Origin of the sequence: uncultured Sphingomonas sp. (assembly GCF_964244235.1) — a bacterium.
Classification (GTDB): domain Bacteria; phylum Pseudomonadota; class Alphaproteobacteria; order Sphingomonadales; family Sphingomonadaceae; genus Sphingomonas.
Window position 1 is genome coordinate 14,398 of the sequence record NZ_CAXTII010000007.1, and the last position, 22,024, is coordinate 36,421.

Sequence of the window (22,024 nt, forward strand, 5' to 3'; positions counted from 1 at the left end):
GGGGGTCGCGGGGGAAAAGCCCTACCGCTCCAGCGTCACGAACGAATGGGCCGGTCGATCGCCCTCCGCCGGATGATCCTCCCGCGCCACTTCCCGCCAGCCGTTAAAGGCGGGCACGACGGTATCGCCGCCTGGCGTGGCATGGACTTCGGTCAGTTCGATCCGGCCGGCATGGGGCAGGAACAGCGCATAGATCTCCGCGCCGCCGATCACCGCCGCGTCGTCGCCCGCCAGATCGAGCGCCTCCGCAACCGACCCGACCGGCTCCGCCCCCGCTGCGGTCCAGTCCCGGTCCCGGGTCAGGACGATATGCCACCGCCCCGGTAACGGTACCGGGAAGCCGTCGAACGTCTTGCGCCCCATCACCATCGGCCGGCCTGTCGTCAGCGCCTTGAACCGCCGCAGATCCGCGGGCAGCCGCCAGGGCAGCGCACCGTCATGCCCGATCACGCCATTGTCCGCACGGGCAAGGATCAATGTGATCACGCGGCGTCGTCGAACGAGGAAAATGACGGTTCGGTCATCGCTTCGACATCATAATACATGGGTTGCATCCTAGGGGAGCTTATTTGGTTCGCAAAGAGTATCGATCGCCCTCGATTCTGTTGCAGCGCACCAGCGCCCGTCGTAGCGGCGTCGCCGATGCCGTCGGCGTATGCCCAGCCCTTCGATCCCAATCGAGCCTCCAAGCGACGACGCGCGGCGTCGCTCGCGCTCACGATCGCGGCGCACCTGCTCATCTTCTTCTTCCTGCTGCGGCTCACGCCCTATCTGGAGCCCAGGAAACCGGAGGTCCGCAATCCGGTATCCTTCCAGATGATTCCCGATGCGGACAACCGGGAAAAACCCAAGACGCAGGCCAAGGCGGTGACCAAGGTGAAGCAGGCGACCAGCGGCCGGGTCGCGCACGTCGCGACGCCGACCCCGCCACCGCCCGCGAAAAATCCGCCGCCGCCCGTCGACATGTCGCTGTTCGGCGACCGATCGCTGTTCGCGGCGAGCGATGTCGGCAAGATCCACAACGCACCGAGCGAAAGCGAGGGCACGGGCGAGGGATCGGGCAAGGACAGCGCCGCGGCTTACGGTCCCGGCGCGGGCCCGGGCGGGCAGCGTTACTATAACGTCGAATGGTACCGCGAACCGTCGCATGCCGAACTGGTTCATTACCTGCCGGCGAATGCGCCGCCGGTCGGCTGGGGCGAGATCGCGTGCCGGACCATCGAAAACTACCATGTCGACAATTGCCGGACGGTCGGCGAATCGCCGTTGGGGTCGGGCTATGCGCGGTCGCTGCGCGAGGCCGCGTGGCAGTTCCTCGTCCGCCCCCCGCGAGTCGGCGGCAGGCGGCTGGTCGGCAGTTGGGTAAATATCCGGATCACCTGGACCGAAAGCGGTACGGAAATCCACTAACCGGCGCGGCGTCTTCGCTGAGCGCGCGCGCAGCCGGAACCGGCGCATTCGGACGATCGTTACGCCGGTCCGGCAATCACAAGGAATTGACGATGGGCAAGGGATGTATCTTGTGGCTGGTAGGCGTGCCGATCCCGGTCATCCTGGTGCTGTATCTTCTGTTCCATCATTGATGTGAAACGTCCGCGGCACAGGCTGAGAATCAAAATCTTTCATTAACGTCTGGCGGCTATGATCGGCGCATGAAAGCGTTGGCACTCGTCCTGGTTCTGCTGGTCGTCGGCGACGTGGTGTTCGATGACAGCGCGGGCGTCATCAAGCTCAGTCAAGCAAGCCGTGCGTTCGCCCAGAGTTGCGCGGACAGCTTTTCCGGATCGCTCTTCGCCGCCTGATCGTCGGCATCAAAGCAGGCGAAGATCGATCGGGTCGGCACGCGGGAACAGCGCCGTTAGCTGCGTCGGGCCAAGCGCGAACTGACGCTTCACCAATCCGCCTACCAGCCCGCGATAATCGGTCAGCACCGGCAGATCGCGGCCCTGGTTGAGCGTCGCCGCGGTGACCGCGGACTGCGCGCCCGCGACTCGACCGCCCGACACGCCACCGCCCATCACCCAATAGACGCTGCCATGGCCATGGTCGGTGCCCTTGTCGCCATTTTCGCGGAAGGTCCGGCCGAACTCGGACACGACGACCACGGTCGTGGTACGCCACGCGTCCGGGCCGATCGAGTCCGCAAAGCCCGCCAGTCCGCGGCCGAGCTCGCCGATCCGGTCGGACAGATAACCCGTCGCATTCCCCTGGTTCACGTGCGTGTCCCACCCGCCGACATCGACGAACGCCAGATTGAACTGCTGGCGCATCAGCACGCCGATCCGCTGTGCGGACAATTCGAACCCGCGCGCGCTGACCGCGCCGCGGCTCGCTGCCTTCATCTCGTCGTCCAGCGTGTGGAAGACGGTGTCGCGCACCGCGAAGCCTTCGGTCACCGACCGTCCGAGATCGCTCGTCCCGATATGCTGTCCGGCATACATCGTCTCGATCAGCTTGGCCTGACGTGCGTCGATCGGCTTGCCGACATTCGCCATCGCGAGGTTCGGGATCGGATCGGTCCCGCCACGGAAGCACAGCGGAAGCTGGTCGGTAAATGCGATCGGCCGATCGTCGCGCCCCAACACGCCCGCCAGCCGCGCCATGAAGCCCGATCCGTAATCGCGGTGCCCGCCGACCGGCTGACCCAGTTCGATCGTGTCCTGCGTCTCGAAATGGCTGCGGCTCATGTCGTCGGTGCCGGCAAAGGGCACGAACGCGATCTGGCCCTTCTGCCACAACGGGTAGATGCTGTCCTTCAGCGCTGGATGCAGGCTCCAGTCCGCATCGAGCGGCAGCGGGGCCTTCGGATCGGCGGGATCGGGCTTGCCGAGCGCGATCGTCGGACGCGCCTGATGATAGAAATCGCTGCCCGTTGGCGCGACGATGTTGGCGGCATCATATGCGCCGCGCAGGAACACGACGAGCAGCTTGCTGCCCGCCCGGGGAGCTGCGAAGGCGCGCCCGGCGACGACCATCGGCGACAGGGCGGCGGCACCGACCAGCAGGTCGCGGCGATGAAAATGGGGTATGTGCATGGAACGATGCTCCTTTGCGGCTACCGGCGCATGAAATCGGGGGAGGAAAGGAACAGCGCGTTCCATTCCTGCGGCGAAGTCGCCTGGGTCAGCGTCTGCTTCGTGGCCGGCGTCAGGCTTGCCGACAATCCTTCATAATATAAAGCGTTCTGCAGCTGTGGAAACGCCGGCTGGTCCGCGGTCGCGCCGACCGGCCGGAACAGCCCCGACGCGCCGCCGCCGATCTGGCGCGCGATGTCGAACCGGGTCGCAAGCTGCCCCGGGCCCGACCAGGCGGCGGAGGCCATCGAATAGCCGTCGGGCGTCTCGTGGTTATACAGCCCTTCGCCCATCCGGTTCATCCAGCCGATCACCGGCTGCGCGTTCAGGATCACGCGGTCGCCATACGCCAGCCGCACCGCGGATACGGCGTAATGCACCGGATCCTTGAAGGTACGGCCGAGCGAAGCAGCGAATTCGGGGGATCGTACCATCGTCCGCACCACCGCCGCGATGTCGCCGTCGCTGTGCCGGAACGTCGCCGCCATCCGGTCGATGGTTGCGGCGGGCGGTGCGTCGCCCATGAAATAGGTCGCGATCTCATCTGCGACATGATGCGCGGTCGCCGGAGACCGCGCGATCAGGTCGAGCGCCTCATCCACCTCGCCCAGTCCCGATCCCTTGATCGTGTGGCCGAGGAAATGCTTGTCGCCGAAATCGTGCCGCGCCGGATTGAACTCGAACAGGCCGGCGCGGACGTACAGCGGCTGCCACGCAGGTTTCAGCTTTGGCGCGTCCGGTTTCAGGTTCACCCCGACCCCGGTCAGGGTTCGCGCCAGCTCCTGCACGTCGGCCTGGCTGTAGCCGGACCCGACGCCCATCGAATGCAGCTCCATGATCTCGCGCGCGTAATTCTCGTTGATTCGCCCCGCGGCGTTCTGGTCGTTGTCGAGATAGCGCAGCATCGCCGGATGGTGCAGCGTCGCCGACAGCAGGTCGCGGAAACGGCCGAGCGCATGGGCGTGGATCATATCCTCGTAATCGCCGACCATCGCCCGCACGTCGCGCTTGCCCGCCTGGACGTTGAAATGGTTGAACCAGAACCACGTCATCTGTTCACGTAGCTGGTCCGGTGCGTAGAGGTCGCGCAGGATCGACCGCGTGCGTGCCTCGTCCGCCAGCGCGTTCATCGATTGCTGGTACGCGTCGCGCGCCGCCTTCTTCTGTACCGGATCGGTCAATGTACTGGAGGCGCGGTTGGCTGCATCCTCTTCGACGACCACCGCGGCGAGCGGTTCCCGGCTGATGCGCAATACGGCCACCTGCTGTGCCGCCGCGGGGGGCAGCACTGCGTCCGTCATCGCCAATTGCGCGGCGAGCCAGCGATCCGAACCGGGCTGATCACCTGAGGGCAAATCGGCGGTCATCCCCCAGGTCAACCGGTTCGCCCAGGCCAACCGCGCGGCGGGATCGGGACGTGCGGCGGTCGCGGGAGCGGTGATGGCCAGCGCCATCACGGAAAGGGCAACGACTCGGAACATGGCTTTTCCTGTCTGTTCGCGAATATCCTTGAACCGTACCGGATGAACCGGTCCTTTAGCGCGGCTTCGGTCGAAAGGTCATTGCCCCTCTTCTGAGAGGAGCAGTTACTTCGCCCGATAGCGATCGAACCATGCCAGAATCGCCGCATTCTCCCCCACCAGCTGCGACGGCCGATCGGCGAGCCCGCCATGACTCGCGCTCGGCACGCGGATCAGGACGGTCGGAACCGACCGTAGCTGTAGCGCGGCGTAGAATTGCTCGGCCTCGCTCGGCGGGGTGCGGTGATCCTCCTCGCCGACCATCACCGCGGTCGGGGTCTTCACGTTGCCGACCAGGCTGAGCGGCGAACGGCGCCAATATTGCTCGGGATCCTCCCATGGCATCTTGCCGAACCAGTAACGCGCCATCGATGTATAGCCGTCGGTGGTCAGCACTTCGCTCGTCCAGTTGATGACCGGCTTCTGCGACACCGCGGCCTTGAACCGGTCGGTCCTGCCGACGATCCACGCCGTCAGCAGGCCGCCGCCCGACCCGCCGGTCACGAAGAGCGCATTCGGATCGACGTGCCCGCCGGCGATCGCCGCATCGACGACGCTCATCAGGTCGTCATAATCCTCGCTCGGATAATTATGGTGGATTCGGTCGGCAAACGCCTCGCCATAGGAGGTCGATCCGCGCGGATTGGCGTATACGACGACATAGCCCGCAGCGGCGTAGAGCTGGTCGTCGGTCGACCAGATCGGGCCATAGCTGGCGAACGGGCCGCCATGGATTTCCAGGATCATCGGATATCGGCGCGTCGGATCGAAAACGGGCGGCATCACCATCCACGCATCGATCGGCAGCTTGCCCGCCGAGGACGTAACCGGCATCGGCGTGACGGTACCGAGCGTCTTGCCGGCGAACAATTCGCGGTTGAGATCGGTCAGCCGGCGCACCGCACCACCCCGTCCGACGACCGCGATATCGCCGGGATGCGTCGCGTCGCCGATCGTGAACGCCACCGCGCCGCCCTTCGACACGCTGAACTCTCCGCTGGAATAGGGCCGGTCGAGTTCGCCGTCCGCCAGGCCCGACGCGATTATGGAGATACCGCCGTCCAGGCCGACCCGCGCGACCTTGGTGACGCCGTGATCGGCATATTCGACGGTGATCGACCGCCCGTCGCCCGACCAGATCGGGTCGCCGACATCGCGGTCCAGCCCGGCGGTCAGCACGCGCGTGCCGCTGCCGTCGGCGTTCATCACCGACAGGACGTGGTTCTGGTATCCCAGCAGCTTGTCGTCGAACCCGACATACGCGATCAGCCGGCCGTCCGGCGACGCCACCGGCTGTTCGTCCGGCCCGGCGCGAGTCGTCAGCCGGTGCAGCGCGCCGGTATCGGCATCGACCGTGAAGATGTCCGAATTCAGCGGGTCGCGCTCCGGGTCCTTGCCGTGGTTGGTCGCGATCAGCAGGTGCCGCCCGTCCGCGGTCCAATCCACATTGCGGCCGTCGTCGAACGCGCCGAAGGTCAGCTGCCGCGCCGCGCCGCCGTCCGCGGATACCGCAAAGACGTGATTGTAGCCGGGCCGCAGATACCCCGCCCCGTCCGCGCGGTAATGGACCTGGCCGATGATCTTCAGCGGCTCCGCCCATTTCGCGCCGTCGGGCTTCGCGATCGGCGCGCCAAGCTTGCTGCCGTCGCCAGGGACGAACATGGTGAAGCCGATCATCCGCCCGTCGGGCGACCAGGCGATGTCCGCCGGGCTTTCGGGCAGCGCGGTGATCGCGGCGCTCGTCCCCGTTTCCATCCAGCGAACGTAGATTTGCGGTTTCTGTCCATCGGCATGCGCGGTGAAGGCCAGCCGCGTGCCGTCCGGCGACCAGCGCGGCCGCGAGCTGCCCGCGACCCCAAGCGGGGTCTGCCGGCCGCTCGCCACGTCGATCAGCCAGATCTCGCGGCGCTCGGCATCGATCATGATGTCGCCCGACGCGCGGGTATAGGCGATCCGCCTGCCGTCCGGGCTGATCTGCGGATCGGTCGCCTGCGCCAGCGAGAAGACATCGCGCGGGGTGAAGACTCGCGACGGCCCGACCACTTCGGGCACCACCTGCGCGGTGGCGGCGGTGGCGGACAGGAACGCAAGCATCAACAGGGGACGGATCACGGCGTACTTTCGAATCGGGCAGGACGGGCTGACAGGGCGACATTCGCGCCCTCGGGCGGCAGGTCAGGCATGTCGCGCGATCAGCGGCATTTGCGCGCGATCTGCAGCCCGTGCAGGAACCCCCGGCGCGCAAAGCCGGCATCGATCGCAGCATTCCGGCGTTGTTCCGCCGCACTCGCCCCGCTGACGGCACGGACGATCCCACGGAAGGGGATCAGCGAATTCACCACCGCCGACCCGCCGATCTTCGCCATGTTTTTCTTGTTCCTTGCCGGAGACGACGAGAAATCGGGACCGACGACGCCGTTCAGCGCGGCGATCGCCGACGAAATCTGCGCGCAACTGCTCGTACCATCGGTGGTGTAGGGGTCTTGGCTCACTTTCACGAGCAGCGGCGGGATCGTCGTCTTGGCGATGCCGACGTCGCGCGCGGGCTGCGAGACGATCTGGCCGGTGGACTGCGCCACAGCCTGACTTGTCGGCGAGGCGATCGCCACCGCCGCCAGGGTCAATCCCAATGCCGTCGCGCACAACGAAATGCGCATTCTGGTATATCCGACGATCATTGCTGCTCCTCCTGGATGGCGGCCATGACCGGCCCGCCCCGACCGGAGGATGCTCGGCTCCGGCCCGGCAAAATGCAACCTCCACCGCGTCTTTTGTTTCAGCCGGAACGCAAGTAGAAAAACTGCGGCGGACCGCGCGCCGAACTTGGTTGCCGCTCGCCCGAATGCCGATAGGTTCGCCGACAATCGACCAAGGGAGGCACGAATGGCGAACGGGACTTATGCGCGGCTGGCGCGACCAATGGCGGCATTGACGGCGATGATGGTGGCCGCGTGCTCGCCGGGGGGCAGCGCGTCGCAGAATTCGACCGCGCAGAAGACGACGGGCCCGGTCGAACTGCTCAACGTCAGCTACGACCCGACGCGCGAACTCTACAAGGACGTCGATGCCGCCTTCGCCGCGAAGTGGAAGGCGGATCATGGCCAGGACGTGTCGATCAAGATGAGCCACGGCGGTTCCGGCAAGCAATCGCGTGCGGTGATCGACGGGCTGGCGGCGGATGTCGTCACGCTGGCGCTCGCCTATGACGTCGATGCGATTGCGGACAAGACGACGCTGATCCCGAAGAACTGGCAGGCCGCGCTTCCCGGCAACAGTGCGCCCTACACCTCGACGGTCGTGCTGCTGGTGCGCAAGGGCAATCCCAAGGGGATCCACGACTGGGGCGATCTGACGAAGCCGGGGGTGCAGGTCATCACCGCCAATCCGAAGACCAGCGGCGGCGCACGCTGGAACTTCCTCGCTGCCTGGGCTTATGGCCGCAAGGCAGGCGGGTCGGAGACTGCCGCGCAGGCCTATGTCACGAAACTGATCGCGAATGTGCCGGTGCTCGATTCAGGCTCGCGCGGGGCGACGACGACCTTCGTCGAACGCGGGATCGGCGACGTGCTGCTGGCATGGGAAAACGAGGCGTTTCTCGCGCAGAAGGAAACGGGCGGGGGCAAGTTCGACGTCGTCATCCCGTCGATATCGATCCTGGCCGAGCCGTCGGTAGCGCTGGTTGCCGGCAATGCGACGAAGCACGGCACGACCGACGTCGCCAATGCCTATCTGAATTTCCTGTACACGCCGCAGGGCCAGGAACTGATCGCGAAGAATTACTACCGCCCGCGCGATCCGCAGGTCGCGGCGAAATATGCGAAGGTCTTCCCGAAACTCGATCTCGTCACGATCAAGGATTTCGGCGGCTGGAAGGCGGCGCAGGCACGCTATTTCGCGGATGACGGCGTGTTCGACAAAATCTATGCGGGGCTGAAGCATTAATCTCCGACCGGGACGCGCGGATGCCAGTCACGACATTGCCGCGACGCTGGCGCGTGCCGACCCAGCGGCGACGCACGCTGTTGCCGGGATTCGGACTGACCTTCGGGTTCAGCATTGTGTGGCTGTGTCTCATCGTCCTGGTCCCGCTGTCCGCGTTGTTCGTGCGCGCGGCGGGGCTCGGCTGGGGTGCGTTCGTCGCGGTCGGTTTTTCCGCGCGGGCGGTGGCGGCGTACCGGCTGAGCTTCGGTGCGGCGTTCCTCGCGGCAGGTGTGAATACCGCCTTCGGTCTGCTCGTCGCCTGGGTGCTGGTCCGCTACCGTTTCCCTGCGCGCCGCGTGGTCAGCGCGCTGGTCGATCTGCCCTTCGCCTTGCCGACCGCCGTGGCGGGGATCGCGCTGACCGCGCTCTACGCCCCCAATGGCTGGATCGGGCGGCTGCTGGTGCCGCTCGGCATCCAGATCGCATTCAAGCCCGTGGGTGTGGTCGTCGCGTTGCTGTTCATCGGCCTGCCCTTCGTCGTGCGATCGGTGGAGCCGGTGCTGGCCGACCTGGCGAAGGACGTCGAGGAAGCCGCAGCGACGCTTGGCGCGAGCGGGTTCCAGACGTTTCGCCGGGTGATCCTGCCGTCGATCCTGCCGGCTTTGCTCACCGGCTTCGCACTCGCCTTCGCGCGCGGCATCGGCGAATATGGATCGGTCATCTTCATCGCCGGCAACATGCCCTATGTGTCCGAAATCGCACCGTTGATGATCGTCAGCGAACTCGAACAATATAATTATGCGGGTGCCACCGCCATCGCTACGATCATGCTGGCGGCGTCCTTCGCGATGCTGCTGGTCATCAACGGGCTGCAGGTCTGGATGCGGCGGCGGAGCGCGACATGACCCTGTCGCGGCCCCGGCGTGCGCGGCCGGTCCTGATCGGCATCGCGCTCGCCTATCTCGCGCTCATTCTCCTGCTGCCGCTCATCCTCGTCTTCGTCCAGGCGCTGGCGAAGGGGTTCGACGCCTATGTCGCCGCGATCGCCGACGCCGATGCCCGCTCGGCGATCTGGCTGACCCTTCTGGTGGCCGCGATCAGCGTGCCGGTGAACGTCGCATTCGGTCTTGCCGCGGCCTGGTCGCTGACCAAGTTCGACTTTCGCGGCAAGGCATTCGTCATCAGCCTGATCGACCTGCCCTTCTCCGTCTCGCCCGTCGTCGCGGGGCTCGTGTACGTGCTGATCTTCGGTGCGCAGGGCTGGTTCGGCGGGTGGCTGGTCAGCCACGATGTCCGGATCGTGTTCGCGGTGCCGGGCATCGTACTGGCGACGATCTTCGTAACCTTTCCTTTCGTCGCTCGCGAACTCATCCCGCTGATGGCCGAACAGGGCCGCGGCGAGGAGGAGGCGGCGCTGTCGCTCGGCGCGGGCGGGTGGCAGATGTTCTGGCGGGTGACGCTGCCCAATATCCGCTGGGGGCTGCTGTACGGCGTGCTGCTGTGCAATGCGCGGGCAATGGGCGAATTCGGCGCGGTATCGGTCGTGTCGGGTCATATCCGCGGCGAAACCAACACGATGCCGTTGCAGGTCGAGGTGCTGTACAATGAATACAGCTTCGCCGCCGCGTTTGCGGTCGCGTCGCTGCTCGCCTTGCTCGCGCTCGTCACGCTCGTCGTGAAGAGCGTGCTCGAATGGCGCTATGATATCGGCGGGAAGGGGCATTTATGAGCATCGCCCTGAAAGCCGTCGGAAAGGCGTTCGGCACGGTCGATGCGCTTCGGCAGATCGATCTGGAGGCGCAGCCGGGCGAGTTCCTCGCGTTGCTCGGCCCGTCGGGGTCGGGCAAGACGACGCTGCTTCGGATCATGGCCGGTCTGGAATTCCCCGATACCGGCAGCATGCATTTCGATGGCGAGGACGTGACTCGAAAGGCGGTCGCGGATCGCCGGATCGGCTTCGTGTTCCAGCATTATGCGCTGTTCCAGCATATGACGGTGGCGGACAATGTCGCATTTGGTTTGACCGTGCGGCGACGGCGCGACCGGCCGAGCCGAAACGCTATCGCCGCGCGAGCACGGGAACTGCTCGACCTGGTCCAGCTGGGTGAACTCGGCACGCGCTATCCCTCGCAACTGTCCGGCGGGCAGCGGCAGCGGGTGGCGCTTGCGCGCGCGCTCGCGGTCGATCCACGGCTGTTGCTGCTCGACGAGCCGTTCGGCGCGCTGGATGCGAAGGTCCGCAAGGATCTGCGTCGCTGGCTGCGCGAACTGCATGAGCGCATGGGGCTGACTTCGGTCTTCGTCACGCACGATCAGGACGAGGCGCTCGAACTCGCGGACCGGGTGGTCGTGATGCGCGAGGGTCGGATCGAACAGATCGATCGGCCCGCGGACATCTACGCCCGCCCCGCCAGCGCGTTCGTGTTCGATTTCGTGGGCGAGGCGAACTGCATTTCGGTGGACATCGCCCGCGGCCGGACGATTTTGGGAGAGCGGACGCTGTCGCTGCCGGGACCGGTACCGGCGGACGGTCCGGCCGATCTCTGCTTCCGGCCGCACGATGTCGCGTTGTCGAACGAATCGGATGCGATCCCGGTCACGATCGCCAGCATCCGCCAACGCGGCGGTGGCGTTCGCATCGAGGGTGAGGTGGCAGGCCAGGATCGGCGAGTCGAGATCGACGTGCCGAACGGCGAGGGTCTTCGACAAGGGCAGCAGATCGGAATCCAGCCGACCCGGGCGTTTCTCTATCCCGCGGCAGCCAGCTGACGCGCTTATTCCACCCGACCATGCCAATCCATCGAGAGCGCCGAAGCCCGGTCCGAACGCCACGGGCCGATCTCCTTCGCCCCCGCAAACCGGGGCTGCTCACCGCGCCGCGCCAGGATCGCGCGCGCATCGCCCGCCCCCGGCGCCCGCCCCGCGCCATTGCCCGCAGCGGCAACGACGCGGTCGAGCAATTCAAGACCCTCCGGCCACAGCCCGATTCCGCTGGCGGCGTTGATATGGCCGGCATTGCCGATATCGACGAAATGACTGCCCCACTCCGCCGCCAGGCTATGCGCGCGGTCGCGCGTTATCCAGGGATCGTCGGCGCTGGCGATCAGCAACGACGGAAACGGCAGCGGCGTCCGCGGGCTCGGCGCGAGCGCGGTCAATTCGTCGGGGGCACCTGCGCGGTCGACATCCGCCGGCGCGACCAGCAGCGCCCCGGCGACGGGCCAGCCATAAGGTTGCGGACTGAGCTGCGCCCACCACGCCACCGCCAGACATCCCAGGCTGTGCGCAACCAGGATGACCGGCGCACCCGCCTGTCGGATCGCTTCGTCCAGCTTCGTCACCCAGCTGTTGCGATGCGGCGTGTTCCACATGCCCAGATCGGCCCGCACCACGCCGGGCAGCGATGCCTCCCACAGGGTCTGCCAATGCGATGGGCCCGACCCACCCAGTCCCGGCACGGTCAGGATCGTCGGTCGAACGGCTTCGTGCGGTGCAAAAGAACCCATCGCGCCTCTCCTGTCGTTCGAGGATCATGACCACCGACGCCGAGAGGCAGCGACGCTGGCATCACATTCCCCAAGTTCAAAAGTATATCCCACTGCGTTGGTATACAATGGCGATGCGCCGGGACGAACAGCCGGCGCGGCACGCGGAGACGAAGATCGATTCGCTTGCCAATAGGCGGCGGCGAACTGCGTCGAACGCGGTGAAACAGCCGCCGACTCGCGACTGACGGGACTCACTCTATGCACAGGCAACGCGGACGATTTCGCCGTCACCTACGTCACTTTTCCGACGCCGGGGCGTTAGCCATGCAGAGATGGAGGATGACATGCCCGCAGACGATCTGATTGCAGCCGCTACCCCCGACGATGCCGATGGCGGGGTCGGGCACGATCTGAATGCGGCGCGCGCCGAACTGATCGCGGCGATCGAGGGGGCAGAACCGGGCCGGTCCAGTTTCGCCGCCGAGGGGTCGGATGGCCTGGCCAAGGTCGGCGGCGAAGGTCTGTCGTTCGAGCTGCGACTGAACGGCGAGACGATCCAGCTGGACGGCCGGGACATGAACGATATCGCGCCGGACGATTTCAAATCCTTTCTCGACCGGCAGAGGCTGGCGGTCGAAAACGGCGATTTCGACGAAGCGATCACCCGCGCGCTCGCGACGCCCGGGCCGGGCAAGGCGCTGGCGCGTGTCCGGGCGATCGGCGCGGGAGACACCGATCGGCAGACCGTCGATCGCGCGCAGCGCGACCGATCAGGCTAACGTGGCCTCGCGCGCGATCAGCGTTCGCTTGCGCTCGACGCCCCAGGCATATCCCGACAGCGTGCCATCGGTGCGAACGACGCGGTGGCATGGTATGGCGACCGCGATGGTGTTCGCCGCGCACGCCCCCGCCACGGCGCGCACCGAGGCCGGCGAACCGATATGCACGGCAAGTTCGGCATAGGTCATCGTACGGCCTGCGGGGATGTCGCGCAGCGCCTGCCAGACGCGCTGCTGGAAAGCGGTGCCGCGGATGTCGAGCGGCAGGTCGATCGCCAGACCGGGAGCCTCCACCAGGCCGACCACCCGGGCAACCAGCTGTTCGTACGCCGCATCGTCGCCCACCAGGGTCGCGCGCGGAAACCGGTCCTGCAGATCCTCGGCCAACACCCCCGGATCGTCGCCGATCAGGATTGCGGCGACTCCCGTCTCGCTGGACGCGACCAGGATCGCGCCCAGCGACGATTGGCCGATGGCGAAGCGGAGCACCTCGTCGGTGCCGCCGGCCTTGTACCGCGTCGGCGTCATGCCGAGCGTGCCGGCAGCCTGTGCGTAGAACCGCCCACTGCTATTATACCCCGCGTCGTAGATCGCACCGGTGATGCTGCCGTCCTTTGCGAGCGCGCCACGGACCCGCTCCGCCCGGCGAGCGGCGGCATAGCCCTTCGGCGTCAGTCCCGTCGTGCGCCTGAACAAGCGGTGGAAATAGGTCGGGCTAAGACCGACTATGGTCGCCATCTCGGTCAGCGAGGGGATGTCCTCCCGCGCCTCGATGAGGCGACAGGCGGCAGCGATGGTGGCGGTAGTGGCCGACGAAGGGTCGTCCGGTCGGCAGCGCTTGCACGCCCGGAAGCCCGTCGCCTGCGCCTCGGCGAGCGTATCGTGCAACGCGACGTTGCCGGGGTTCGCCGCGCGCGAGGGGCAGGACGGCCGGCAATACACGCCGGTGGTCGCGACCGAATACCAGAATATGCCATCGGCATTCGGGTCGCGGGCGAGCACGCGTTCCCAGCGTGGGTCCGATCGGGTGTCGTTAGCGGTTGCGGTTGCGGTCACGGCCAGTCCTTCGTCGGTTTCTCGATATCCCGTCCATGGCCGACGCATGATGGGACAACACTCCGGCGCTTGCTGTCGTATCAAACGATCAGAACGCCGGCAGCACCGCGCCCTTGTAACGATCCTCGATGAACCGGCGGGTGGCCGGGCTGCGGAGCGCGGCGATCAGTTTCACGACGCGCGGGTCCTTCTCGCCACCGGGGCGGCCGACGACGAAGTTCACATAGGGCGAATGCGCGTCCTCGATGATCAGCGCATCGCGCAGCGGGTTGAGCCGGGCATCCAGCGCGTAATTGGTGTTGATCAGCGCCAGGTCGACCTCGTCCAACGTACGCGGCAGGGTCGCGCCTTCCAGTTCTTTGAATACCAGCGCTCTCGGGTTGCCGACGATGTCGTGCACCGTCGCCAGCGGATCGGTCGGATGACGCAAGCGGATCAGCCCAGCTTTTTGCAGCAGCAGCAGCGCGCGGCCGCCATTGCTCGGTTCGTTGGGGATGGCGACGACCGCGCCGTGCGGCACGTCCGCGATCCGTTTCCACCTGTGCGAATAGGCACCCAGAGGTTCGACATGGATGCCCGCATAGGTGACGAGATGCGTGCCGCGCGACCGGTTGAACTCGTCCAGATACGGCTTGGTCTCGAAGTAGTTCACGTCGATCTGGCGCTGATCGACCTGCAGATTGGGCTGAACATAATCGTTGAAGACGCGGATCTTCAGGTCGACGCCTTCCTTCGCCAGGACGGGTTTCACCGACTCCAATATCTCGGCATGCGGCACCGCGGTCGCGGCGATGGTCAGCGTACCGGCATCGTCCTTCGACGCGCCCCCGCAGGCGGCGAGCGTCAGCAGGATCGCGGAGAGGAGAAGCCGTTCCATCGAGATATCCTAGCGTCGGGTGAAATGACGGGTGAGCCGGTCGCCCGCGAACTGGATGGCCTGGACCAGCAGCACGAGCAGCACCACCGTCACCACCATCACATCGGTCTGGAACCGCTGATAGCCGAAACGGATCGCCAGGTCGCCCAGCCCCCCGGCTCCGACCACGCCCGCCATCGCGGTGAACGATACCAAAGCCACCGCGGTGACGGTCGCCCCGGCGATGAGCCCCGGCAGCGCTTCGGGGATCAACGCACCCGTCACGATCCGCCACGTCGTCGCGCCCATCGCGCGGGTCGCCTCGATGACGGTGCGATCCACCTCGCGCAGCGACCCTTCGACCAGCCGCGCGTAAAAGGGCGCGGCCCCGACGACCAATGGCGGGATCGCGCCAGCGACGCCGAGCGACGTGCCGACCAGCGCCACGGTTACGGGGATCATGACGATCAGCAGGATGATGAACGGGATCGACCGCAGGATATTGACGATCGTCCCCAGCACCGCGTTCACGGCCCGGTTCGATCCCGCCTGCCCGCGGCCAGACAGGAACAGGAATACCCCGAGCGGCAACCCGAACAGGATCGTCAGCGCGAGCGATCCGGCCAGCATCGTGAGCGTGTCGAGACAGGCCTGGGCGATGTCCGGCCATGCGATATTCGCGAACCAGCCGGTCACGCCGCGAGCGCCGCCAGCATGCGTCGCGTCGCGGGATGCGCGCCACCGGCGAACACATCGGCGACGGTGCCCGTCTCGACCACGACGCCGGCATCCAGCACCGCGACCCGGTCGCAGATCGCGCGGACGACCGCCATTTCATGCGTGATGAGAACGATCGTCAGCCCGCGCTCACGATTCAGATCCCGCAGCAAGGCCAGCACGGTTCGCGTCGTTTCGGGATCGAGCGCGCTCGTCGCCTCGTCGCACAGCAGGATCCGCGGATCGGTCGCCAGCGCCCGGGCAATACCAACCCGCTGCTTCTGGCCGCCCGACAATTGCGCCGGATATTTGCCAGCGTGATCGGTCAGTCCGACACGCGCCAGCAGCGCTGCCACTTTCGCCGCGCGTTCTTCGCCGGGCACGCCGATCAGTTCGAGCGGAAACGACACATTGCCCGCCGCGGTACGCGACGACAGCAGCCCGAAATTCTGGAAGATCATCCCGATCCGCCGGCGCAGCGCGCGCAAGTCGGTGGCGGACAGCGACGCGACATCGATCCCGTCGACCTCGACGCGGCCCGACGATGGCCGTTCGAGCGCGTTGATCAGCCGGATCAGCGTCGATTTGCCCGCCCCCGATTGACCGATCACACCGAAGACCTCACCCGCCGCGATCTCCAGCGACACGCCCTCCAGTGCCGCCGTGCCCGGACCCGCGAAGCGCTTGCCGACGTTCACCAGCCGGATCATGCGGTGCCCATCACTTGTCGGGCGAACCGCTCCATCTCCTCGGCCTGCGGGCTCATCTGTAGCAGCAGCAGGTCGAGCCCTACGGCTTCATATTCTGCGATCCGTTCGCGCAACTGCTCGGGCGTACCGACCAGATTGGGGCGCAGACCGCGGTTCGATACCGAATATTCCTGTATCTTCAATTCGCGTTCCAGCTGCGTACCCGACAGCCACTGGTCGAAATTGGCATAGCCCGCGGGCAGGTCGGTGACATTGGTGATCCGTTCCAGTTCGCGCTTCGCCTCGGCCTCGCTGTCGCGGACGATCGCATAAGCCGCCATGCCGTACTGCATCGGCGCGCCACCCGCTGCGTCGCGCCGCGCCCCCATGTCGGCGATCTTTGGAGCGATCGCGGAGGCCGGATCGCCATGCATGACATAGGCGTCGCACTGCGCGGCGATCATCGCCTTCGCCTTCTCGCTTTCACCACCGGCGTAGACCGTCGGTCGATTCGCAGGCTTGGGCGCGCAGATCGCGGCGTCCGTGGCGTAGTATTTGCCTGAGAACGTGAACCGTTCCTCGCTCCACAGCCCGTCGATCACGGTCAACCACTCCGCCGTACGGGCATAGCGATCGTCATGCTGGTCGAATTGCAGGCCATATTGCCTGGCCTCGTCCGCCCACCAGGACGACACGACGTTCAGCGCCAGCCGCCCGCCCGAAATGCGATCGATATTCGCCGCCGCCTTCGCAAACAGCGCAGGATGGTGGAAGTTCGGCCGCACCGCGACCATCAGCTCGACCGTTTCGGTGACCGCCGCCAACGCCGCCGCGGTCGACCATGCATCGAGCGCCGGCTGTTCGACGCCCTTGATGTCGTTGAGGTTCAGTTCGGCGATCAGCGTCAGGTCGTAGCCCCAGCGTTCCGCATCCTGCGTCAGCCGCTTGGTATAGTCCCAGTTCGCCGCCATACCCTCGTCAGGCACGTTGCGCAGCCAGCCGCCGAAGACCGGCGTCCAATATCCGTAGCGCATCAGCGTGCCTCCGCGATCGTCGCGATCAGATAATCCACCAGCCGGTCGTGCGGGTCCCAGCCGAGCACATCCAGCGGCTTCGCCACGAAGTTCGACAGCGCGTTGATGTCGTAGAATCGCGCCACGCCGTCACGGTCGTCGATCATCACCTCCACGCCGCCGACATCCAGGTTCGTCGCCCGCGCGATCCGTTCGGCTGCGTCGATCAGCGCCGCACCGGGACGGACCGCCGTCATGCCGATGGCGGACCCTTCCACGCAGGCATCGGCCGGGCAAAGGTCGAACGCACCGCCGCCCGACACCTCGATCGCGTACAGGAAGGCGCGGTCCAGCGTCTCGATCCGCGTGATCGCACCGTCGCGGACGGGGACGTAATCCTGCACCAGCAGCACGCCGTCGATGCTGGTCGGCAGTTCGTTCGCGCCAACCGCGTAGCGAAGCTCCGCCATGTTGTCGAACCGGGTGATCCCCGCGCCCGACCCGCCGATATTGGCCTTTACCACCAGCGGAAATCCGATCGTCGCGGCCGCCGCCTCGACATCGGCGGCACGGTGGATGACCCGCGTCGCCGGGATCGCAAGCCCGAGCGAGGCGATCAGCGACAATTGCCGCGCCTTGGACGCATCGATCGCGAGCACCTCCGGGCCGTTGACGATCCGCGCCCCCGCCCGCCGCCAATGGTCGAGCAGCGCCTGCGCGTAGAAGATCGGATGCTCGTCGCTGCGCAGGAAACTCGACATTGCGATCCGGTTGAACACGACACGCGCCGGACGCCCGTCATCCGCCGGGTCGAAATCGCCACCCGGTCTCAGCGGCGCATAGCCGGCTCCCCGCCGCTCGAGCGCCGCGAACAGCGGTGCGAACCACAGGGGATGTTCATACAGGATTGCCAGATCGTTCACTGTGCTTCCCACGTCCGATGCTACCTCCTTCCATGGTCGAACCCGGCGCGCGAGCCCAGCTGAGCTTTACCGCACCGAAGCATCGATTGCGGTCCGGCGCGACCGTCAGGCGCCGCCCCATCCGCGCGCCTTCAGCGTTTCGTCCCGTAGTTACAAGGGGACACCGGGTGACCGACGAAGCGAAGCCCGAAAACCAGCCCTTATCCGGGCTCTCGGACAATGAGGTCGATGCCGTCGCGCGGCGCAAGGCGGGATCGGCGAAGGTCGTCCACGAGGTCATCCGGCTTCAGGGGGACGAGGAGCTCGGCCGACCGCTATTGTCGCTGGCATTCGCCGCCGGCGTCGCGATCAGCGCGTCGATCCTGGTCGAGACGTCGATCGCGATGCGGCTGCCCGAGGCCCCCTGGAAGGAACTCGTCGTCGCTTCGGCTACACCGCCGGTTTCGTACTGGTGATCCTTGGCAACCTGCAATTGTTCACAGGTGCGGCCCGAAATCGCCAGGTAAACGAGGGTCGGACGACCGCGTCGGCTGGTCGCTTGCGACAAAGATGGGCGCGCTCTACCCTCGGGTCTCACTGTCCGAGGATATGCCCTTGTCGCTCAAGCTGCTGACCGCCCTGCTGTTATCGACCGTCACCGCCGATGCGGCCTTTGCGCAGGCCCTGCCGCGGCCGAGCGCGATGCCGGGCGACGGCGCATCGGACGCGCGGCTGAAGCAGTTGTTCTACGACAGCGACGAGGCGAGCCTGAAGCGCAATCCGATCCAGGGGATTTTCCGCGGCGATCTGCGCTACGCCGATCGGCTGGGCGATTATCTGACCGACGAATATACCGCCGCCGAGCGCGCCGCCGCCGGGGCCGATCTGGCCGCGCTGCACGCGATCGACCGGACGAAACTGAGCCGCGTCGACAAAATCGCATACGACGTGTTCGAGAACAGCACCGCGATCGGGCTCCGGGGCTATGCGCCCGACCTGTTGAAGATCCAGCGCGACCTGCCGATCGATCATTTCCAGGGGTTCCAGACCTTCTACCCCGACTTCGCGTCGGGTCAGGGCGCCGCGCCGTTCAGGACGCTGGCGGATTACGAGAACAACCTGAAGCGCAACGCGGAATATGCGCAGGTCCTCGACCGGGCGATCGGGCGGTTCCGGCAAGGCATGAAGGACGGCATCGTCCAGCCCCGGCTGGTCGTGAACAATGTAATCGGCCAGTTCGACAATCTGATCAAGGAAGGCGTCGAGGGATCGACCTTCTACGGTCCGGTAAAGACCTTCCCCGCCGCCATCGCCCCCGCCGACCTGACCCGGCTGCGTGCGGCCTATGCAGCGCAGATCCGCGACGTCGTCATCCCCGCGGAACAACGGGTGCGCGATTTCCTGGCCAGAGAATATCTGCCCGTCGCCCGTGATACGGTCGGCCTGTCGCAGATGCCCGGCGGCGCGAAGCTTTACGCGTATCTGATCGAGCAGAACACGACGCTGCCGTTGTCCGCCGACGACGTGCACCGACTGGGCCTGAGCGAGGTCGCACGGATCACGCGGGAGATGGAGACGCAGAAACGGGCCGTCGGCTTCAAGGGAACATTGGCCGAATTCTTCACGTCCCTGCGCACCGACCCTCGCTTCCAGCCGAAGAGCGCGGAAGAGCTGAGGGACGGCTATTACGCGATCCAGAAGCGCGTCTATGCGCGCATCCCCGAACAATTCTCGCTGACGCCCAGGAACGATCTCGAGATTCGTGCGGTCCCGGCCTTCAAGGAGAAGACGGAGGCCGGCGGCTCCTACCAGGGCGGCACTCCCGACGGATCGCGCCGCGGCATATTCTATTACAACACCTACGACCTGCCGTCGCGTTACACCTGGGAGATGGAGACGCTGTTCCTCCATGAAGGCGTACCCGGGCATCATTTCCAGATCAGCCTGGCGCAGGAGAATACGGCCCTGCCCGCCTTCATGCGGTTCGGCGGCAACACCGCCTATGTCGAAGGCTGGGCGCTGTATTCGGAGAGCCTGTGGAAGGACCTGGGGATGGAGACCGATCCCTATCAACGGATGGGCGGCTTGAACGACGAAATGCTGCGCGCGATGAGGCTGGTCGTCGATAGCGGTATCCATGCGCAAGGCTGGAGCCGTGGCCGCGCGATCGATTACATGCTCGCGAATTCGCCGATGGCGCGCACCGATGCGACCGCAGAGGTCGAGCGGTATATCGCGATCCCCGGCCAGGCACTGGCCTACAAGATCGGCCAGCTGACGATCGCGCGGACCAAGGCGAAGGCGAAGGCGGCGCTCGGCACCCGGTTCGACCCGCGCGATTTTCATGCGCAGGTGCTCGACACCGGGTCGCTGCCGATGCCCGTCCTCGAACGCAAGATCGATGCCTGGGTCGCCGCCGGCGGTGGGGCTGCAAAGTGATGCTGCGCATCATCGCCACAGGCATCGCCCTCGCATTTCTGGCGGCGGTACCGATCGCCGCGCAGGACAAGCAGGTCACGACGACCGAGAAGAAGGTCGATGACGAGATGAAGTTCCCGCCGCTGCCCGCCGACAAGACGGTGCGGCAGTCGGCGGTGATCGGCGGACGGGCGATCGCATACGACGCGACGGTCGGGAAGCTGTCGGTTCGCGACGGGAAGGGCAAGGAGATCGGGCAGGTCGTCTACACGACCTATGTCGCCGTCGGCGGTGGTGCCGATCGCCCGGTGACCTTCGCATTCAACGGCGGACCGGGTGCGTCGTCGGTCTATCTCAACATGGGGGCCGTGGGTCCGAAGCGCATATCGTTCGCGACGCAGGGCAATGCGCCGTCGGACAGCCCGGTCGCGAGCGACAATCCCGATAGCTGGCTCGATTTCACCGATCTCGTCTTCATCGATCCGATCGGCACCGGCTTCAGCCGCAGCCTGATCGACGAGGCCGCGACGAAGAAGGCGTTCTACGCGAACGATCCCGACATCAAATATCTGTCGAAGATCGTGTTCGACTGGCTGGTCAAGGCGGGTCGGCTGCGCTCGCCCAAATACGTCATGGGCGAAAGCTATGGCGGCTACCGCGCGCCGCGGATCGCGTACGAATTGCAGTCGCAGATCGGAGTCGGCGTGACCGGCCTCATCATGGTATCGCCCTATCTCGACCCCGCCTCGGGCGACGGCGCGACCGCGCTGTCGCCGCTGCCGTGGATGATCGACCTGCCGTCGATGGCGGCAGCGCATCTGGAGCGCGAGGGCCATCTGACCCCCGCCGCGATGGCCGATGTCGAGGCCTATACGCGCGGCGAATTCGCGAGCGACCTGCTGCGCGGGCGTTCCGACGCCCAGGCGGTGACCCGGATCGTCGGCCATGTGACCGCGCTGACCGGTCTTGATCCCTCGCTCGTCCAGCGGATGGGCGGGCGCGTCGATTCGGGCACCTTCCTGCGCGAGGTCCACCGTGCCGACGGGACGATCGGCAGCGTCTATGATTCCAACGTGACCGCGTTCGATCCGTTTCCCTGGTCGGCGATGCGCCAGTCCAACGATCCGATCCTCGACGCGCTGATCGCGCCGACGACCAGCGCGATGGTCGATTTCGTGACGCGCGTGGTCGGGTGGAAGACCGACGCCGGCTATCATGCGCTGTCGTACGAGGTGAACAAGGCCTGGGATCGCGGCAAGCCCGACGACACCCCCGTCCAGGACCTGCGCAAGGCCATCGCCGCCGATCCGCACATGGCGGTCATGATCGCGCATGGCTGGGACGACCTGTCCTGCCCGTTCTTCGCGTCCCGTTTGATCGTCGATCAGATGCCGAGTTTCGGCATGGCCGAGCGGATCAAGCTGCGGATCTATCCCGGCGGTCATATGTTCTACAGCCGTCCGGACAGCGGTGCGGCGTTCAAGCGCGATGCCCGTGCGCTTTACGGGCGATCCGGATAAGCCAACCCGAAATATGCGTCCCTGGCTTCCCCGTCGCGTGCTGGTGACGCCCTCGGCCAGGGCGTGCTGGA

At 66.2% G+C, this 22,024-nt stretch carries 22 protein-coding genes; 10 read left to right on the forward strand and 12 right to left on the reverse strand.

Translation table 11 applies throughout. The annotated features are described in order from the left end of the window. Positions 1 to 21 precede the first annotated feature (21 nt). The gene (locus ACFE7D_RS02520; protein ID WP_375393851.1) at positions 22 to 486 is read right to left on the reverse strand and encodes a dihydrofolate reductase; all 465 of its coding nucleotides are present in this window, start codon (positions 484 to 486) and stop codon (positions 22 to 24) included. Positions 487 to 642: 156 nt separating this feature from the next. Here ACFE7D_RS02520 and ACFE7D_RS02525 point away from each other — a divergent pair, with 156 nt between their 5' ends. Both ACFE7D_RS02525 and ACFE7D_RS02530 read left to right on the forward strand, forming a co-directional pair. Continuing rightward, the gene (locus ACFE7D_RS02525) at positions 643 to 1,410 is read left to right on the forward strand and encodes a hypothetical protein (RefSeq protein ID WP_375393852.1); all 768 of its coding nucleotides are present in this window, start codon (positions 643 to 645) and stop codon (positions 1,408 to 1,410) included. Positions 1,411 to 1,652: 242 nt separating this feature from the next. Then, entirely contained in the window at positions 1,653 to 1,802 is a 150-nt protein-coding gene (locus ACFE7D_RS02530; RefSeq protein ID WP_375393853.1) for a hypothetical protein, read from the forward strand. Between the two features lie 9 nt (positions 1,803 to 1,811). On the opposite strand, the gene ACFE7D_RS02535 is transcribed toward ACFE7D_RS02530, so the two are convergent. The 4 genes from ACFE7D_RS02535 to ACFE7D_RS02550 form a co-directional block, all read right to left on the reverse strand. Beyond that, positions 1,812 to 3,035 (reverse strand): DUF1501 domain-containing protein, encoded by a 1,224-nt coding sequence (locus ACFE7D_RS02535; RefSeq protein ID WP_375393854.1) that lies wholly within the window; start codon positions 3,033 to 3,035, stop codon positions 1,812 to 1,814. A gap of 20 nt (positions 3,036 to 3,055) precedes the next feature. Then, the gene (locus tag ACFE7D_RS02540) at positions 3,056 to 4,555 is read right to left on the reverse strand and encodes a DUF1800 domain-containing protein (RefSeq protein ID WP_375393855.1); all 1,500 of its coding nucleotides are present in this window, start codon (positions 4,553 to 4,555) and stop codon (positions 3,056 to 3,058) included. 105 nt (positions 4,556 to 4,660) lie between these two features. Continuing rightward, on the reverse strand, positions 4,661 to 6,706 hold the full coding sequence (locus tag ACFE7D_RS02545; RefSeq protein ID WP_375393856.1) for a prolyl oligopeptidase family serine peptidase: 2,046 nt from the start codon (positions 6,704 to 6,706) through the stop codon (positions 4,661 to 4,663). Between the two features lie 80 nt (positions 6,707 to 6,786). Next, the gene (locus ACFE7D_RS02550) at positions 6,787 to 7,272 is read right to left on the reverse strand and encodes a hypothetical protein (protein ID WP_375393857.1); all 486 of its coding nucleotides are present in this window, start codon (positions 7,270 to 7,272) and stop codon (positions 6,787 to 6,789) included. Positions 7,273 to 7,477: 205 nt separating this feature from the next. Between ACFE7D_RS02550 and ACFE7D_RS02555 the strand changes: the two genes are divergently transcribed. Genes ACFE7D_RS02555 through ACFE7D_RS02570 form a run of 4 tightly spaced genes read left to right on the forward strand, consistent with a single transcriptional unit; the run spans position 7,478 to position 11,284 of the window. Further along, positions 7,478 to 8,536, forward strand: coding sequence for a sulfate ABC transporter substrate-binding protein (locus tag ACFE7D_RS02555; RefSeq protein ID WP_375393858.1), 1,059 nt, complete (start codon positions 7,478 to 7,480; stop codon positions 8,534 to 8,536). Positions 8,537 to 8,556: 20 nt separating this feature from the next. Continuing rightward, positions 8,557 to 9,420, forward strand: a complete 864-nt coding sequence (gene cysT / locus ACFE7D_RS02560) for a sulfate ABC transporter permease subunit CysT (RefSeq protein ID WP_375393859.1) — start codon at positions 8,557 to 8,559, stop codon at positions 9,418 to 9,420. After that, on the forward strand, positions 9,417 to 10,244 hold the full coding sequence (gene cysW, locus ACFE7D_RS02565) for a sulfate ABC transporter permease subunit CysW (protein ID WP_375393860.1): 828 nt from the start codon (positions 9,417 to 9,419) through the stop codon (positions 10,242 to 10,244). The genes cysT and cysW overlap by 4 nt, the downstream gene beginning before the upstream one ends. Then, complete coding sequence (locus tag ACFE7D_RS02570; protein ID WP_375393861.1) at positions 10,241 to 11,284, forward strand: sulfate/molybdate ABC transporter ATP-binding protein; 1,044 nt, start codon at positions 10,241 to 10,243, stop codon at positions 11,282 to 11,284. The genes cysW and ACFE7D_RS02570 overlap by 4 nt, the downstream gene beginning before the upstream one ends. Before the next feature lie 5 nt (positions 11,285 to 11,289). On the opposite strand, the gene ACFE7D_RS02575 is transcribed toward ACFE7D_RS02570, so the two are convergent. Beyond that, positions 11,290 to 12,021, reverse strand: coding sequence for an RBBP9/YdeN family alpha/beta hydrolase (locus ACFE7D_RS02575; RefSeq protein ID WP_375393862.1), 732 nt, complete (start codon positions 12,019 to 12,021; stop codon positions 11,290 to 11,292). A 326-nt stretch (positions 12,022 to 12,347) separates the two neighbouring features. Between ACFE7D_RS02575 and ACFE7D_RS02580 the strand changes: the two genes are divergently transcribed. Then, complete coding sequence (locus ACFE7D_RS02580) at positions 12,348 to 12,782, forward strand: hypothetical protein (protein WP_375393863.1); 435 nt, start codon at positions 12,348 to 12,350, stop codon at positions 12,780 to 12,782. Here the strand turns inward: ACFE7D_RS02580 and ada are convergent. From ada to ACFE7D_RS02610, 6 genes are all read right to left on the reverse strand, one after another. After that, a complete protein-coding gene (gene ada, locus ACFE7D_RS02585; RefSeq protein WP_375393864.1) occupies positions 12,774 to 13,838 on the reverse strand; it encodes a bifunctional DNA-binding transcriptional regulator/O6-methylguanine-DNA methyltransferase Ada in 1,065 nt (354 codons plus the stop codon). The genes ACFE7D_RS02580 and ada overlap by 9 nt on opposite strands. A gap of 88 nt (positions 13,839 to 13,926) precedes the next feature. Then, positions 13,927 to 14,715 carry a MetQ/NlpA family ABC transporter substrate-binding protein gene (locus ACFE7D_RS02590; RefSeq protein WP_375393865.1) on the reverse strand — a complete coding sequence of 263 codons (789 nt, stop codon included), beginning with the start codon at positions 14,713 to 14,715 and terminating at the stop codon, positions 13,927 to 13,929. A gap of 9 nt (positions 14,716 to 14,724) precedes the next feature. Further along, positions 14,725 to 15,390: a methionine ABC transporter permease gene (locus ACFE7D_RS02595; RefSeq protein ID WP_375393866.1), complete on the reverse strand. Its 666-nt coding sequence runs from the start codon at positions 15,388 to 15,390 to the stop codon at positions 14,725 to 14,727. Further along, the gene (locus tag ACFE7D_RS02600; RefSeq protein ID WP_375393867.1) at positions 15,387 to 16,121 is read right to left on the reverse strand and encodes a methionine ABC transporter ATP-binding protein; all 735 of its coding nucleotides are present in this window, start codon (positions 16,119 to 16,121) and stop codon (positions 15,387 to 15,389) included. Before ACFE7D_RS02600 ends, ACFE7D_RS02595 begins: the two co-directional genes overlap by 4 nt. After that, positions 16,118 to 17,134, reverse strand: a complete 1,017-nt coding sequence (locus ACFE7D_RS02605; RefSeq protein ID WP_375393868.1) for an LLM class flavin-dependent oxidoreductase — start codon at positions 17,132 to 17,134, stop codon at positions 16,118 to 16,120. Before ACFE7D_RS02605 ends, ACFE7D_RS02600 begins: the two co-directional genes overlap by 4 nt. After that, positions 17,134 to 18,036, reverse strand: a complete 903-nt coding sequence (locus ACFE7D_RS02610) for a RimK family alpha-L-glutamate ligase (RefSeq protein ID WP_375393869.1) — start codon at positions 18,034 to 18,036, stop codon at positions 17,134 to 17,136. Before ACFE7D_RS02610 ends, ACFE7D_RS02605 begins: the two co-directional genes overlap by 1 nt. Positions 18,037 to 18,203: 167 nt before the next feature. Here ACFE7D_RS02610 and ACFE7D_RS02615 point away from each other — a divergent pair, with 167 nt between their 5' ends. The 3 genes from ACFE7D_RS02615 (at position 18,204) to ACFE7D_RS02625 (ending at position 21,953) form a co-directional block, all read left to right on the forward strand. Next, entirely contained in the window at positions 18,204 to 18,491 is a 288-nt protein-coding gene (locus ACFE7D_RS02615; RefSeq protein WP_375393870.1) for a hypothetical protein, read from the forward strand. A gap of 133 nt (positions 18,492 to 18,624) precedes the next feature. Continuing rightward, the gene (locus tag ACFE7D_RS02620) at positions 18,625 to 20,454 is read left to right on the forward strand and encodes a DUF885 family protein (RefSeq protein WP_375393871.1); all 1,830 of its coding nucleotides are present in this window, start codon (positions 18,625 to 18,627) and stop codon (positions 20,452 to 20,454) included. Further along, on the forward strand, positions 20,454 to 21,953 hold the full coding sequence (locus ACFE7D_RS02625) for a S10 family peptidase (RefSeq protein WP_375393894.1): 1,500 nt from the start codon (positions 20,454 to 20,456) through the stop codon (positions 21,951 to 21,953). The genes ACFE7D_RS02620 and ACFE7D_RS02625 overlap by 1 nt, the downstream gene beginning before the upstream one ends. Positions 21,954 to 22,024: the final 71 nt, after the last annotated feature.

What these genes read in the sequence shown, in the direction of transcription:
- ACFE7D_RS02525 (WP_375393852.1), top strand. Translation starts at nt 643, where the DNA reads ATGCCGTCGGCGTATGCCCAGCCCTTCGATCCCAATCGAGCCTCCAAG.
- ACFE7D_RS02530 (WP_375393853.1), top strand. Translation starts at nt 1,653, where the DNA reads ATGAAAGCGTTGGCACTCGTCCTGGTTCTGCTGGTCGTCGGCGACGTG.
- ACFE7D_RS02535 (WP_375393854.1), bottom strand. Translation starts at nt 3,035, where the DNA reads ATGCACATACCCCATTTTCATCGCCGCGACCTGCTGGTCGGTGCCGCC.
- ACFE7D_RS02540 (WP_375393855.1), bottom strand. Translation starts at nt 4,555, where the DNA reads ATGTTCCGAGTCGTTGCCCTTTCCGTGATGGCGCTGGCCATCACCGCT.
- ACFE7D_RS02550 (WP_375393857.1), bottom strand. Translation starts at nt 7,272, where the DNA reads ATGATCGTCGGATATACCAGAATGCGCATTTCGTTGTGCGCGACGGCA.
- ACFE7D_RS02555 (WP_375393858.1), top strand. Translation starts at nt 7,478, where the DNA reads ATGGCGAACGGGACTTATGCGCGGCTGGCGCGACCAATGGCGGCATTG.
- cysT (WP_375393859.1), top strand. Translation starts at nt 8,557, where the DNA reads ATGCCAGTCACGACATTGCCGCGACGCTGGCGCGTGCCGACCCAGCGG.
- cysW (WP_375393860.1), top strand. Translation starts at nt 9,417, where the DNA reads ATGACCCTGTCGCGGCCCCGGCGTGCGCGGCCGGTCCTGATCGGCATC.
- ACFE7D_RS02570 (WP_375393861.1), top strand. Translation starts at nt 10,241, where the DNA reads ATGAGCATCGCCCTGAAAGCCGTCGGAAAGGCGTTCGGCACGGTCGAT.
- ACFE7D_RS02575 (WP_375393862.1), bottom strand. Translation starts at nt 12,021, where the DNA reads ATGGGTTCTTTTGCACCGCACGAAGCCGTTCGACCGACGATCCTGACC.
- ACFE7D_RS02580 (WP_375393863.1), top strand. Translation starts at nt 12,348, where the DNA reads ATGCCCGCAGACGATCTGATTGCAGCCGCTACCCCCGACGATGCCGAT.
- ACFE7D_RS02590 (WP_375393865.1), bottom strand. Translation starts at nt 14,715, where the DNA reads ATGGAACGGCTTCTCCTCTCCGCGATCCTGCTGACGCTCGCCGCCTGC.
- ACFE7D_RS02600 (WP_375393867.1), bottom strand. Translation starts at nt 16,121, where the DNA reads ATGATCCGGCTGGTGAACGTCGGCAAGCGCTTCGCGGGTCCGGGCACG.
- ACFE7D_RS02605 (WP_375393868.1), bottom strand. Translation starts at nt 17,134, where the DNA reads ATGCGCTACGGATATTGGACGCCGGTCTTCGGCGGCTGGCTGCGCAAC.
- ACFE7D_RS02620 (WP_375393871.1), top strand. Translation starts at nt 18,625, where the DNA reads ATGCCCTTGTCGCTCAAGCTGCTGACCGCCCTGCTGTTATCGACCGTC.
- ACFE7D_RS02625 (WP_375393894.1), top strand. Translation starts at nt 20,454, where the DNA reads ATGCTGCGCATCATCGCCACAGGCATCGCCCTCGCATTTCTGGCGGCG.